Source organism: Brevundimonas sp. GW821-FHT10E09 (assembly GCF_058809375.1).
In genome coordinates this window covers 334,381-347,970 of sequence record NZ_JBXASO010000001.1, presented here as the reverse complement: position 1 = coordinate 347,970, position 13,590 = coordinate 334,381, and the positions used below count along the sequence as shown (strand labels likewise).

The 13,590-nt window shown below is 65.5% G+C and carries 9 protein-coding genes and 1 tRNA gene; 3 read left to right on the top strand and 7 right to left on the bottom strand.

Going from position 1 to position 13,590, the window contains the following annotated elements:
* Positions 1-6: 6 nt before the first annotated feature.
* The 6 genes from AC1RSI_RS01640 to AC1RSI_RS01615 all read right to left on the bottom strand — a co-directional run bounded on the left by AC1RSI_RS01640 (position 7) and on the right by AC1RSI_RS01615 (position 9,640).
* A complete protein-coding gene (locus AC1RSI_RS01640) occupies positions 7-243 on the bottom strand; it encodes a HipA domain-containing protein (protein ID WP_230307510.1) in 237 nt (78 codons plus the stop codon).
* 228 nt (positions 244-471) lie between these two features.
* On the bottom strand, positions 472-1,971 hold the full coding sequence (locus AC1RSI_RS01635; protein WP_154725381.1) for a tryptophan halogenase family protein: 1,500 nt from the start codon (positions 1,969-1,971) through the stop codon (positions 472-474).
* Positions 1,972-1,990: 19 nt separating this feature from the next.
* Positions 1,991-3,946 (bottom strand): glycoside hydrolase family 3 protein, encoded by a 1,956-nt coding sequence (locus AC1RSI_RS01630; RefSeq protein WP_492322687.1) that lies wholly within the window; start codon positions 3,944-3,946, stop codon positions 1,991-1,993.
* A gap of 93 nt (positions 3,947-4,039) precedes the next feature.
* A complete protein-coding gene (locus tag AC1RSI_RS01625; RefSeq protein WP_154725383.1) occupies positions 4,040-6,931 on the bottom strand; it encodes a TonB-dependent receptor in 2,892 nt (963 codons plus the stop codon).
* A gap of 121 nt (positions 6,932-7,052) precedes the next feature.
* Positions 7,053-8,468 carry a glycoside hydrolase family 30 protein gene (locus AC1RSI_RS01620; protein WP_154725384.1) on the bottom strand — a complete coding sequence of 472 codons (1,416 nt, stop codon included), beginning with the start codon at positions 8,466-8,468 and terminating at the stop codon, positions 7,053-7,055.
* Positions 8,469-8,560: 92 nt separating this feature from the next.
* Complete coding sequence (locus tag AC1RSI_RS01615; RefSeq protein WP_154725392.1) at positions 8,561-9,640, bottom strand: LacI family DNA-binding transcriptional regulator; 1,080 nt, start codon at positions 9,638-9,640, stop codon at positions 8,561-8,563.
* 570 nt (positions 9,641-10,210) lie between these two features.
* On the opposite strand from AC1RSI_RS01615, the gene AC1RSI_RS01610 reads away from it, so the two are divergent.
* Positions 10,211-10,987, top strand: a complete 777-nt coding sequence (locus tag AC1RSI_RS01610) for a tyrosine-type recombinase/integrase (protein ID WP_492322686.1) — start codon at positions 10,211-10,213, stop codon at positions 10,985-10,987.
* Positions 10,988-11,292: 305 nt separating this feature from the next.
* On the opposite strand, the gene AC1RSI_RS01605 is transcribed toward AC1RSI_RS01610, so the two are convergent.
* Positions 11,293-11,382, bottom strand: a tRNA-Ser gene (locus AC1RSI_RS01605).
* Positions 11,383-11,520: 138 nt separating this feature from the next.
* On the opposite strand from AC1RSI_RS01605, the gene msrA reads away from it, so the two are divergent.
* Both msrA and hglS read left to right on the top strand, forming a co-directional pair.
* Entirely contained in the window at positions 11,521-12,171 is a 651-nt protein-coding gene (gene msrA, locus AC1RSI_RS01600; protein WP_154726010.1) for a peptide-methionine (S)-S-oxide reductase MsrA, read from the top strand.
* A 94-nt stretch (positions 12,172-12,265) separates the two neighbouring features.
* Positions 12,266-13,588, top strand: coding sequence for a 2-oxoadipate dioxygenase/decarboxylase HglS (gene hglS, locus AC1RSI_RS01595; protein ID WP_154726009.1), 1,323 nt, complete (start codon positions 12,266-12,268; stop codon positions 13,586-13,588).
* Positions 13,589-13,590 lie beyond the last annotated feature (2 nt).

Here is a 13,590-nt window from a genome sequence, read left to right as displayed (position 1 = left end):
GCTATCTCATTTGGCGTTCGGTCGCCAACCTGGCGACCTGACGGGGCCGATGTCGCGCAGATAATATTCGCCGCCGAGTTTCATCGCCAGCTTCAGACGCTGATACTGCAGCCCGTCATACGGTAGGGCGCTGGAGATGTCGTAGAGCGGCGCCAGCCGCACCTGGCCCTCCTCCGCAATGAGAAACGCGTAGTTCTTGGCGTGGACGTCCGTGCCGCCGATGGCCGACAGCGCGACGGACACGGCCCTCGCCCCGATGCCGCCGATTTTCACGAGCCCCTGCACGCGTCGATCCGGAGCGCGATACGATCACTCCTGCCCCGGCTCGCAACGGCTTTTGAGACGCTCTGAGCCTGGCTCACTTATGGATCGCCCTGCTTGCGCCGCATCGGGCTGCTCTGGCGCCGAAGCCGTTCTCAAGGGATCGCGGCAGTCCGTATTCCCAATGCGAGGCAAGCGACAGCGCGCCCTTCACGCAGCCGGACACGCCCTGGCGACATAGTCCGCATGAGACGGCATCAGGGCGACGCACTTGCCTATGACGGTCTCCACATCCGCCAGGTACCGCTCAATGTCCGGTTCCGGCGTCACATCGACGAGCGGGTCATAGCCGGCCGGGGTTATCCCCTGCCCCAGCAGCACCTGTATCCAGCTTTCCTCGGCGAACAGTTCGTCGTCTTCGCGGAATATCCGGCCGTTGGCGCGGAACAGGTCGATCTTCCGCTCCAGCGTCACAGGGACATCCATGTCGCGGCAATAGCGCCAGAACGGCGTGTCGTCGCGTTCCGTCGCCTTGTAGTGCAGGATGATGAAGTCGCGGATCCGCTCGTATTCGAAATCGGTCTGACGATTGAACTCGGCGATGGTCGCCGGATCGAAACCGGCGTCCGGCATCAGGCGCACCAGCCGGATCAGCACGGATTGGATCAGGTGCAGGCTGGTCGATTCCAACGGCTCGAGAAAACCGGAGGCCAGGCCCGCCGCCACGCAGTTGCGGTTCCAGATCTGACGACGCTTGCCGGCGACGAAACGGATGCGGTTCGGTTCCGCCATCTGGGCGCCGTCCAGGTTCGACAGCAGGATTTGTTCGGCCTCTCCGTCGTCCATATGGCGGCTGGAATAGACGTGCCCGTTGCCCGTGCGGTGCTGCAGCGGAATACGCCACTGCCAGCCGGCCGGGCGGGCGGTCGAGCGGGTATAGGGCGTAAAGGGCTCGGTCCGCGCGCAGGGCACGGCCATCGCCCGGTCGCACGGCAGCCAGTGCGACCAGTCCTCGTACCCGGTCTTCATCGCCTGCTCGATGATCAGACCGCGGAACCCCGAACAGTCGATGAACAGGTCGGCCGATACGACCGCTCCATCCTCAAGCGTGACAGAGTCCACAAACCCGTCCTCGGGCCTGAGTTGGACCGAGACGACCTTGCCTTCGCGACGGCGCACGCCCGCCGCCTCGGACATCCCGCGCAGATATTTGGCGTAGAGGCCGGCGTCGAAATGGAAGGCGTGGGCGATATGGCCCAGCGGCGAGCCCGGTCGTTTCGGGTCGGCGCGCATGAAGCGGTTCTGCAGGGCCGCCGCCGTATTGATCGAATAGGCGGCGAGGTCGGACACCTTCCCCTCAGCCCGCATCTTCAGCCAGTGCTGATGGCAGCGCAGCCATTTCAGATCCCGGCCGATCACGCCGAAGCCATGGATATAGCTTGATCCGACCCGGTCCCAGTCGACGAACTGGATGCCCAGTTTGAAGCTGGCCTGAGTGCGGCGCATGAAGTCGTTCTCGTCCAGGCCGATCAGTTCGTTGAACGTCTTGATCGCCGGGATCGTCGCCTCGCCCACCCCGATCGTGCCGATGGCCTCGGACTCGATCAGGGTGATGTCATAAAGCCCCTTGAACAGTTTGGAGAACAGGGCGGCGGCCATCCAGCCGGCGGAACCGCCGCCGACGATCAGGATTGTCTTCAGTTGCCGCACATCCGCCCCCAAAACGCTGTCAGTCGACAGCGTCGCAGACGCCGGGGGTGGTCGGCAAGGGCAGTTCACCCGTCGTCGCGGGCCGGGCGTAGCTGAGTCCGAAGCCCCGCGCGAACTGCACCACGTCGCCCGCATGTTCGCCGGTGCTGCAGGCCGAACCGGGCCAGGCGAAGGACAGCCGCCCGGCGAAGTCGTAACGACCGCCCGAGAGCACATCGGCCAGCCCCGCGCCCTCGGTGCCGGGCAGGAAGGCCGCGACGAAGGCGTCCGACAGATTGATCAGGTCGTTGGCGTAGGCCGGCCGGCCCGAATACAGCACCGAGACCACCGGCACCCCCTTGCCCGAGACCGCGTACAGCAGCGCCAGGTCGTTGGGGCGACGATGGCTGTACTGGACCGGGGCGGGGAAGCGGACATCCCCGTGATATTCGGCATAGGGCGTCTCGCCCAGCACGACCACGACCTTGGCGAACCGGGTCACGTCCACGCCGACGGCGTCTCTGGAATAGACGATGTTGTCCGCGCCGAACTGCGCTGTGAGAGCCTGCAACAGGGTGGCGCCGGTGGCGAAGTCGCCGTTGACGTTCTCGTTCCCCTGCCAGGTCAGGGACCAGCCGCCGGTCTGGTTGGACAGGCTGTCGGCGCTGTCGCCCACGACCAGGATCTTCTCGCCCTGGACCAGCGGCAGGGCGCGGTCGTTGTTCTTCAGCAGGACGACCGACTTGCGCACCGCCTCGCGCGCCAGATCGGTCGCGGCCACGGCCGAGGCCTGCCCGTTGTAGCGGCTTTCCGACGGCGCACGGTCGAACAGGCCGGAGCGCATCTTGACCCGCAGGATCCGGGTCACGGCGTCGTCGATGCGGGACATCGGGATGCGCCCGGCTTCGACGTCGGCGATGGTATTGCCGATGAAGGCCTTCCAGTCCTCGGGGACCATGATCATGTCGATGCCGGCGTTGATCGCCTGGGCGCATTCGGCCTTGGTGCAGCCGGGGACCTGCTCGATCCCGTTCCAATCGGACACGACCAGACCGTCGAAGCCCAGTCGGTCCTTCAGCACGTCGGTCAGCATCTCGCGGCTGCCGTGCATCTTGCCGTAGTCATGACCGGCGGCGACGTCGTTCCAGCTGCTGTAGGAGGCCATGACGGTCTGCACGCCGGCCTCGATGGTCGAATAATAGCCGGCGCCGTGGCGATTGATCATCTCGCTGAGGCTCGCACGGGCCTCGCCCTGGTCCTGGCCGTTGAAGGTGCCGCCGTCGCCCATATAGTGTTTGGCCGTGGCGACCACGTCGCCGTCGCCGGTCAGATTCCCTTGCAGCCCGCGCACCAGGGCCTCGCCGTATTCGGCGACCAGCTGAGGATCGCTGGAATAGCTCTCATAGGTGCGGCCCCAGCGGCGGTTCTCGCCCACCGCCAGGGTCGGGGCGAAGACCCAGGTGATGCCGGTGGCCCGCACCTGCCGCGCGGTGGCCCGGCCGATCCGCTCGATCAGTTGGGGATCATGGGCGGCGCCCAGGCCGATGTTGTGCGGAAAGAGCGTCGCGCCGGAGACGTTGTTGTGGCCATGGACGGCGTCCGTGCCCCAGATCAGCGGAATCTTCACCGTCATGTCTGCGGCGAGAGCGGCGTCATGATAGCGGTCCGACAGGGCGGCCCACTCCGCGACGGTCGCATGTTTGTTCATGGCCGGCCAGGCGCCGCCGCCGTTCAGAACCGAGCCGATATAATACTGCGTCACCTCTTCCGGCGTGATGTAGCGGACGTCCGGCTGGGTCATCTGACCCACCTTCTGCGCCAGGGTCATGCCGGCGACGATGCGGGCGATCCGCGCCTCCATCGCGGCGTCGGGCGCATAGGCCGCAGTCAGGGCCGGCCAATCCGTCCGCTCCTGCTGGGCGGCGGCGCTCATCGGCGCCAGGGCGCATCCGGCCAGCAGCAGCAGCGGGAGAAGCTTGGTCTTGCGGAAGGTCATGGCCGTCTCTCGGTTACAGGTATCGATCAAAAAAAGAGGGCGAGACGGCATGGCCGCCTCGCCCCGGAGGCTAAGGGCTAGGAGAGTGACGCCCTAGAACCGGTAGTTGACGCCGAACAGGAACTGCCGGCCGTACTCTTCATAGGTTTCGGGCAGCGAACCGCCGTCCGCCGTGGTCGTGCCGCCGCTGTCCAGTCCCAGGCGGGTCCGGTAGGGCGAGTTGGTCAGGTTGTTGACCTGGAACAGCACGCCCAGGCCTTCCAGCGGCCCCTGTTCGAAGGTGTAGCCGACCTGGGCGTCGATCTGTTCGTCATCCAGGATCTCGGTGTAGCCGCGCGTGGCGAACAACTGCACGACCTCGCCCTTGAAGGCTTCGCGGAAGCGCTTGCTGATCCGCGCCTGGAAGCCGCCGCGCTCATAATAGGCGGTCATATTATAGACCGTGCCCGACAGGCCCGGGATACGCACATTCTGGCCGTCCGGCGCCGGGTTCAAATCCGACTCGGTAAAGGAAATGCTGCCAAGCACGCCCAGCCCGTCCAGCGGCTCCCAGACGGTGCCGAAGTTCAGTGCGCCGCTGACTTCCAGCCCCTGCACGGTGCCGCCGTCGCCATTGGCCGGAAGACTGATCTGACCAATGGGGCTGACGATGACGTCGGCCGGGATCGAAGACGCCGTAGATGGCAAGGGGATGCCGGTGAAATCAAACGTGCCGTTCTGGGTGTAGATGTAGGTCTCCAGATCCTTGTAGAATCCGGCGATCGACAGATAGGTCGTCGAATCGACGTACCATTCGTAGGCAAGGTCGAAGGCGTTGGCGCGCCACGGCTCAAGTTCCGGATTGCCGCCGGACGCCGACCACGGATTGACGGTCGATCCCGGCGGACAAGGCTGACCCGAGCAGACCAGAGAGTTGAAGCCCGGCGTCACGTTCGCCCGCATCTCGTCCATCCGCGGCCGCGCCATGGTGCGAGACGCCGCGAAGCGAAGCCGATGGCCGCTGCCCAGGTCGTAGATCAGATTGAAGCTCGGCAGGATATCCAGATATTCGGCGCCCTTCGTCACCGAAATCGGATCGATGGGTGCGCCCGGCTCCGTGCCGTTGATGACGACGCCGGTCGATTCCTGGTTCTGGACCACGGCCTGCATGCCCACATTGCCGCGCCAATTTCCGCCCTCGAAGTCGAGTTTAACGAAGGCCGTGGTGACCTCTTCCTCGATGTCCCAGTTCTTGTCGAAATAGTTGGCGTCGAGGATCGGGGCGCGGTCGTAATAGACGTCGAGCGCCCGACTCATGTCGACCGCGAGGACGTCTCCAAAGCCCGCCCAAGCCAAGGAGACCGGGGTTTCCAGATATTGGGCGTCGACATAGACCTGCTGGCGGCCGTTCTTGAGGAACAGATCATAGTCGTCGACGCGCTTGGACTTCTCGCGCTTGGCGTAGTTGACGCCGGCGGTGAAGGTGTTGAAGAAGCCGTCCATGTCGCGCTGGATCTTCAGATCCGTCGAGGTGATGCTCTCCTCCACGTCCGGGAAGCGGATGGCGCCGTCATGCCCCCAACCGCCCCAGGGCGCGCGGTCGCCAAGGGTCACCTGAGAGGCGTCGGAATAGTCCAGACCTTCCGAATAGGTCGGATAGCCGTCGTCGTTCACCGTGAAGCCGATACTGTCCAAAGTGCGCCCAACATCCGGCGTCGCCGGCGTCACTCCCCCTACGCCCCGGCCATATCCGGCGTAGGTCTCGAGTATGGTCTCACGGCGACGATTGTTCGAATAGGACAGATCGGCGACGACTCGTGTCCGGTCGTTGATCTCATATTCGGTATTGAGACCGATCGAGAAGATCTCGTCCTCGCGGGTATTGTAGTCGTTGCGCAGGATCGGCACGGCGTTGTTGATCGTGCCGCTGCGGCCAAACAGCGAACCGCCCCGCTCCTCGGTCACGACGTCGGTGAAGAAGGCGCCGTCAGCATAGGGGTTGGAGAACCACTGAGCGCCCCGCGTCGTCTCCTCCTGCTCGAACTTGGAATAATAGACATCGAGGATCGAGTGCAGCCGATCATTCGGACGCCATTCCACGATGCCGATGACGGCGTCCCGCTGGTTCAGGCGTGACGTGGCGAACACTTCCTGGCCGTTGAGCAGAAGCGCGGTGTCGGCGCTGTCGGGCTGGACCGAGTCCACGGTGCAGGTCGCGCCGGGGGCGCTCGGCTCACACGCGCCGCCGAAAGCCTCGTAACCATAGGCCTTGTAGTGCTTGTTCTGGGAGGGAGAATCCAGATGGGCGTAACCGAGGGCCAGGCCCAGCGTGCCGTCGGCCAATTGATCGATATAGCTGATCGAGAACCGGCCGCCGTAGTTGCGGACGTCGTCGTTCAGCTTGTCGCCTTCGGTCATCTCTCCGCGCAGGTTCACGGCGAGGGCGCGCTGGCCGAACGCCAGCGGCCGCACGGTCTGCAGGTCGGCCGTGCCCGACAGACCCATGCCCGACACCTCGGCGTCCGGCGTCTTGTAGATCACCACGCCCGACAGCAGCTCGGACGGATACTGGTCGAACTCCACCGCGCGATTGTCGCCCGAGCTGGCCTGCTGGCGACCGTTCAGCAAGGTGGTGGTGAAGTCCGGCGCCAGGCCGCGGATCGAGATGACCTGAGCCCGGCCGTTGACACGCTGCGCCGCCAGCCCCGGCAGACGGGCGATGGATTCGGCGATCGAGACGTCCGGCAGCTTGCCGATGTCCTCCGCGGAGACCGCCTCGACGATGGAGGTCTCCCGGCGTTTGGTGGCGATGGAGTCCGCCAGGCCGCGCCGCAGCCCGGTGACGACGATCTCCTCGACCTCCGTCGCGCCGTCTTCGGTCTGCGACGCCGTCTGGGCGACGGCGACCGCCGGCAGCGCCATGGCCAGCGCCAGGGCCGAGGCCGTCAGATGAAGCGCGCTCGCGCGCGGACGAATTGAATGAAACCCAGCAAATGCGCTGCGCATGTGATCTCCCCTCACGTTTCCCTTGGCGCGGGCCCTTTGAGCCCGGCGTCCATCTCTTTGGCGCCGTATTGGAAGCGCTTCCAACACCATACCGCCTTATTCGTCTTTGGCAATACGAGCTTTAGCGGGGTCCGCTCCACACGTAGGTTGCAGCGCTTGCCGGCGGGAGAGCGACCACAGCCCGCAGCCGGTCTTCGCCGATTTGGAACCGGGCCTCGACGTCAGACGCGTTGAGGACCACCAGCACCCGTCGGCCGTCGGGATTGACGAAACCGACCGCCTCAAGCCCCTCCGGTTTGGAAACGGCGACGCGACGCGCGCCCTGACGCACAAACCGGCTGGCGTGCCCGAAGGCGTAGTATTCCTGGTTCCTCTGAACCGCGCCCGTGCGGCTGTCGATCGTGACCACGCCGCGGCAATCGCTGCATCCGCCGGCGTGGGGGCCATGGTTCTCGTCCAGGGCGATGTTCCACATCAGCACGCCGCGCGCATGGTTCTCGACCGAACCGATGATCAGGGACTTCATCGTCCAGACGAAACTGTCCTTGAAGCCGGACGCCCAGTCGCCCCCCGAGCACTCGGTGAAGAAGACGTCCTTGTCAGGATAGGCGTCGAACACCCGGGACTGGGCCGCCACGTCGCCCGCGTAGCAGTGCCAGGCCACCCCGGAGACATAGGGCCGCGCCACAGGGTCGTTCAGCACGCCCAGGGGCTGCTCCGGCTTGTCCCAGTTATGATCCCAGTCGAGGATCTTCGTCTCAAGACCCGCCCGCTCCAACCGGGGCCCCAGGTCGCGTCCGATGAACCGCGCCCGTCCCTCGGCGCCCCAGCGCATGCCAGGATAGGAGTCAGGCTCGAAGTCCGGCTCGTTCTGGATGCTGATATAGTCGGTCGGCACGCCCGCGTCGGCCGCAGCCGAGATGTAGCGCGTCAGATAGTCGGCGTAGGTGGAATAGTATTCAGGCTTCAGTTCGCCCTGGATCATCGAGCCCGTGGTCTTCATCCAGCCCGGCGCGCTCCAGGGCGTGGCCATGACCTTGAGCTCGGGATTGATCGCCAGCGCCTGGCGCACCGTCGGAAAGACCTCAGCCGCCATGGGTGCAACCGAAAAGCCGGCCAGCGACGGATCCTCGGCGTCCGCCAGACTGTAATGGTTCAGCGAAAAGTCCGACGCCCCGATCGTCACCCGCGTGAAATCGAACCCGAGGCCGCCGTTCTCCCGTCCGAACAGATCACGCAGCAAGGCGTCGCGCTGGGACGGCGTCATTCGAGTCTGGATCAGATGGGCGGTCGCATCCGTCACGGCGGCGCCGAAGCCGACCATGGTTTGCAGCGGCGCGTCGGGGTCGAGGAGAATCGTCGGCGCCCCGGAGCCGGCGACCTCTGCTTTCATCACCAGCCGCTCCGGCGTGAGCAGCCGCGACCGATCGCCCGACGTCACCCAGCCGCCGTCCGGCGCCGATGCGCATCCGGCCGCCGCCAGCGTGGCCAAAGCCATGGCGCAGGCGCTCGCCCACAGCCGATCCCGTCGTTTCATGCCACCCTCCCTACAGGCGTCTCGCACGCGCCCTTTAATTGGAAGCGCTTCCATAATGACGCCGCAGATCGGGGCGTCAAGCGATGACCGTCTTAAGCCTCCCAGGCGCCGGCGGATTCCCGCACGACGACCGAATGGGGCAAGGTGCGGAAGGCCCAATCCCCGCCCCCTCCGGTGATCCGCTCGGACAGCAGTCGAACGGCCTCCCCGCCCATGGCCTTCAGCGGCTGATGCACGGTCGTCAGGGGCGGCCAGACGATGGCCGAGACCGGCGTGTCGTCGAAGCCGGAGATCGACACATCGCCCGGCACCTGGAGGCCGCGCGCATGGGCGACCGACAGCGCGCCCGCCGCCATGTCGTCGTTGGCGCAGATCAGCGCCGAGGGACGTGGTGAAAGCGCCAGCATTCGCTCGGCGATCAAGCTTCCAGACCGGAAGGTGAAATCCCCGCGTTCCACCGTGAGGGCGTCGTCCGGCAGCCCCATCTCCCGCATCGCCCGCCTCACGCCGTCCAGCCGACTTTCGGCCGACAGGTGCCCGGCGATGCCGCCGAGATAGGCGAGATGGCGATGGCCAAGCTCCAACAGATACCGCGCGATGTCGTGCCCGCCGGCCTCGTCGTCGATGCCGACGGCGTCGACCAGCCCCAGCCCGCCGCCGCCCGGCGAGATGGCGGCCAAGTGTACGCCTCTCGCTCTCAATTGCTGGATCAGGTCGGCGTTGTCCGAGAACGGCGGCGTCAGGATCACCCCTTGGCATCTCTGGTTGAGCGCGATGTCGATCACCTGCTGGATTGCTGCGGGATCGTCCTGCGGCACATGGCGCGTGAACAGCTGAAAGCCCGAATGCAGGCATTGCCGCACCGCCCCCAATTCCAGCGCCGAGGCGTAGAAGGAGTTGGGCTCCGCATCCAGATCCGATGCGAGAACCAGCGCCAGCATGCGGCTGCCGCCGCCCGCCAGGGACCGCGCCTGCGGATTGACGCGATAGTCGAGCGTCTGCACCGCCTCCAGCACCTTGCGCCGCACCGGCTCCCGGACGTTCGGCCCGCCGTTGAGCACCCGCGATACGGTCGTCCGCCCCACGCCCGACAGACGCGCCACATCGTCGATCGTGGGTTTTCTGGCCGACAGGCCCTGATCCGGTCTCCACATGATCTCTGGATGACCCATGGCGCCGGCGACTGCAAGCAGCCGCAAGCGCTTCCTATCCGCAACACCCAATCCACGCTTCTTTTGGAGGGGCGGGGATCCGCTGAACCCAAATTCGCCCAAACTTGTTTTTGGTGCGGATCTGGGCGCTCTCACTCCGCTGTCTACAGAGCCTAGTATTTCACAGGCTGCAACGCGTGGCGGACAGAGAGTCTGCAATTTCAAGTTCTTAGCGATTTACGTCAGCTACCCGTCGTTACCTTTCGTCGTTCAAAAACGTACCGTTAGCTCGAAAAGGCGTCGCCAGGGATTTCTGGCGATTTCGGACTATTTCCCATCAAGCGCAAAACCTTTGGTGGGTGTGGTGGTGGGTGTAACGGGTTCCCCCCCACTCGTCCGCCTGACTAGTGGATAACTCGCCTTAGCGACTCGAGATGGTGGGTGAGATGGAGGGCATCCTTTCTCGTCAAAAAGCTTCCGCCATATTCACCGCATTTCGTGCGGTGAATAACGTCGCCATTCGCCGCATGGGCGTGGCAGGGGTCAGAGCGGTTACCGGGTTCGTTCACGTGAACGTCCAATCGCGCACCAGTGAACAACCTGAGAGCCATTCCAGATTCCCGCCCGAATAGTTCTGTGAGATTCTGCACTCCTGATCGTTTTGGCGTGATGGAGGAAGGCGTGCCCAAACTACCGGAGCTCATGGGGCCTCTGGCGGTATCTCGGCTGACCAAGCCAGGCCTGCACGCGGTCGGCGGTGTGCCGGGGCTGGCGTTGCAGGTTTTGAAGTCGGGCGGGCGCACCTGGATTCTCCGCGTCATGATCGGCCCTCGACGGCGGGAGATGGGTCTCGGGGGCTATCCTGGCGTCACGCTGGCCATGGCGAGAGAAGCTGCGCGCGAGGCAAGAGACCTGATTCGGCGAGGCATCGATCCCATTGAGGCCGCGAAGGAGGCGCGCGCGGCGCTCTTGGTGACCCCTACAGTAGGCTACACGTTCCGGGCCGCTGCGGAGGCCTATATCGCGGCCCACGAGGCGAGCTGGAAAAATCCCAAGCACCGCGATCAATGGACTGCGACGCTCAAGAACTACGCGTACCCAGTGATGGGCAAGCTCGATGTCGCGGCAATCGAACTGCCGCATGTCATGCGGGTTCTGGAGCCGATCTGGAACAAGAAGACCGAAACCGCCAAAAGACTTCGAGGCCGTATAGAAATGGTCCTCGACTGGGCAGGTGCGCGGGGATTTCGCTCGGGCCCTAAGGCCCGACGATCGCCCACGAGTGAGCTAGGGTCAGATTGCCCTGGGAATACTGCAGGACGAAAGCGGCCATTCCTGCTGTCCGGACAGCCTATTGGGCAACACTGAGGGGAGATAAGCTGACAACCGCAGGCCTGACTACGGCTAGCCAGCGCAGTGTATTTGCTCCTACGAGGTGGCCGCCGCAATCAAGACGTGGACCAACTTTCGCTTCTGGCGCCTTTGAGACTTGTCGGTGACGCCGATATATCCTCCCCGCTCTGACCGGCTGCTCAAGACGCCGCCTTCAGCTCACCGCGTATGAACCGCGCTGAACAGCCCTGAGAAGCAAAATTCAAGCGCAAAGCCGTTGGCGGGCGTGTTGGTGGGTAAGCCCCCGCACCTACCAAAAAACTGTTTAAAAACAACGCGGGTGGCGGACAGAGAGGGATTCGAACCCTCGGTAGGCTTTCACCTACACACGCTTTCCAAGCGTGCGCGATCGACCACTCCGCCACCTGTCCGTTTCACGCCACGTCTTGCGCGCCGCCGGAGGTCGATCCGGCGGGAGGCGGGCCTGATAGAACACACTCGCCCCCTCGGCAAGCGCCTCTGACATCCCCATATAGGCGTCGAAGTCATTTTTCGTCCGAGGAGCCCCGATGTTGTTCAAGAAAAGCGCGGAACTGCCCACCGCAGAGACCGCCCTGCCCGGCCGCGCAGAGCCCCTGGCGACCAACGAGGTCCATTATGTCAGCGGCCATCCGCTGAAGGGCCCCTATCCCGAGGGGTTTCAGACGGCGATCTTCGGCATGGGCTGTTTCTGGGGCGTGGAGCGGATCTTCTGGAGCCTGCCGGGCGTCTGGGTGACCTCGGCCGGCTATTCCGGCGGGATCACGCCCAATCCGACCTATGAGGAGACCTGCACCGGCCGCACCGGCCATGCCGAGGTGGTCAAGGTGGTGTTCGACCCCAAGGTGATCACCTACGCCGAACTGCTGAAGGCCTTCTGGGAGAACCATGACCCGACCCAGGGCATGCGCCAGGGCAATGACGTGGGCACCACCTACCGCTCGGCCATCTACACCCTGAACGACGAACAACAGGCCGAAGCCGAGGCGTCGCGCAACGCCTATCAGGCGGCCCTGACGGCGGCGGGACGGGGGACCATCACCACCGAGATCGAACCGGCGGGCGAGTATTTCTACGCCGAGGCCTATCACCAGGGCTATCTGGCCAAGAACCCCGCCGGCTATTGCGGCATCGGCGGCACCGGCGTGGTCTGCCCCATCGGGGTCGGCGTCGAGGCCTGATCCCCCGTTATCGGGCGAAATGTCCTGTGGCCGCCGGCTAGGCGTCGGCGGCCGACAGGCGTAGGGAACGGCGAAAAGGTCCAGGGAGCCCCTCATGTCCGACTTCGTCCACCCCGATGAGATTCGCAGCCGTTTCTCGGCCGCCCTGTCCGCCATGTACCGGGCCGAGGTGCCTCAGTACGGCGAACTTCTGGCCCTGGTGGCCGAGGTCAACGCCGGGGTTCTGAAGGCCGATCCGGCGGCGGCGGACCGTCTGGCGGCCTCGGGCGAACTGGCGCGGCTGTCCGAAGAACGTCACGGCGCCATCCGCGTCGGCACGGCCGATGAACTGGCCACCATCGCCCGCGCCTTCGCCGTCATGGGCATGGCGCCGGTCAGCTACTACAATCTGGCGCCCGCCGGGGTGCCGGTCCATTCGACGGCCTTCCGCCCGGTCGATCCGGCGGCCCTGGCGCGCAATCCGTTCCGGGTCTTCTGCTCCCTGCTGCGGCTGGAGCTGATCGAGGACGAGGCCCTGAGGGCGGAGGCCGCCGCCGCCCTGGCCCGGCGCGACATCTTCACCCCCGGCGCCCGCGCCCTGGTCGAAACGGCCGAGACCGTCGGCGGCCTGGACGAGGCTCAGGCCGACCGGTTCGTGTCCGAACTGCTGGAGACCTTCCGCTGGCACGCCCAGGCGACGGTCAGCGCACCAACCTATGAGCGGCTGGTCGCCGCCCACCGCTTGATCGCCGACGTGGTCAGCTTCAAGGGACCGCACATCAACCACCTGACCCCGCGCACGCTCGACATCGACGCCGCCCAGGCCGCCATGCCCGAACGCGGCATCACGCCCAAGGAGACGATTGAGGGTCCGCCCGACCGCGCCTGCGCCATCCTGTTGCGCCAGACCAGTTTCAAGGCCCTGCAGGAGGCCATCGCCTTCCCCGACGCGGACGGGACGACCCAGGGCGTCCACACCGCCCGCTTCGGCGAGATCGAACAGCGCGGCTGCGCCCTGACCCCTGTCGGCCGGGCCCTGTACGATGCGGCTCTGGCGAACAAGGACTTCTCGGCCCTGCCCGACGACTGGGCCGCCCTGCGCCGGGACGGCCTGGCCTGGTTCCGCTATCGCGCGACGCCCCAGGGCCTGGCGGCCCGCGCCGAGACCGCCGATCTGGAGGCCCTGACCGCCCTGGGACACGTCGTCGCGGAGCCGATCACCTACGAGGACTTCCTGCCCGTCAGCGCGGCCGGCATCTTCCAGTCCAACCTCGGGGCCGAGGTGCGCGAAGCCTATGCCGTCGACCAGGCCAAGGCCGATTTCGAAAAGGCTCTGGGCCGTTCGGTGCTGGATGAGATGGCGCTCTATCAGGCGGAGCAGGAGGCCTCGATCGCCGCGACGCTGAAGGCCCTGGGGCTGACCGAGACCATGGCCTGACC

Excerpts from the sequence above, each read along its gene's own strand:
- hglS (WP_154726009.1), top strand. The coding sequence starts at position 12,266 with ATGTCCGACTTCGTCCACCCCGATGAGATTCGCAGCCGTTTCTCGGCC.
- msrA (WP_154726010.1), top strand. The coding sequence starts at position 11,521 with ATGTTGTTCAAGAAAAGCGCGGAACTGCCCACCGCAGAGACCGCCCTG.
- AC1RSI_RS01620 (WP_154725384.1), bottom strand. The coding sequence starts at position 8,468 with ATGAAACGACGGGATCGGCTGTGGGCGAGCGCCTGCGCCATGGCTTTG.
- AC1RSI_RS01625 (WP_154725383.1), bottom strand. The coding sequence starts at position 6,931 with ATGCGCAGCGCATTTGCTGGGTTTCATTCAATTCGTCCGCGCGCGAGC.
- AC1RSI_RS01615 (WP_154725392.1), bottom strand. The coding sequence starts at position 9,640 with ATGGGTCATCCAGAGATCATGTGGAGACCGGATCAGGGCCTGTCGGCC.
- AC1RSI_RS01630 (WP_492322687.1), bottom strand. The coding sequence starts at position 3,946 with ATGACCTTCCGCAAGACCAAGCTTCTCCCGCTGCTGCTGCTGGCCGGA.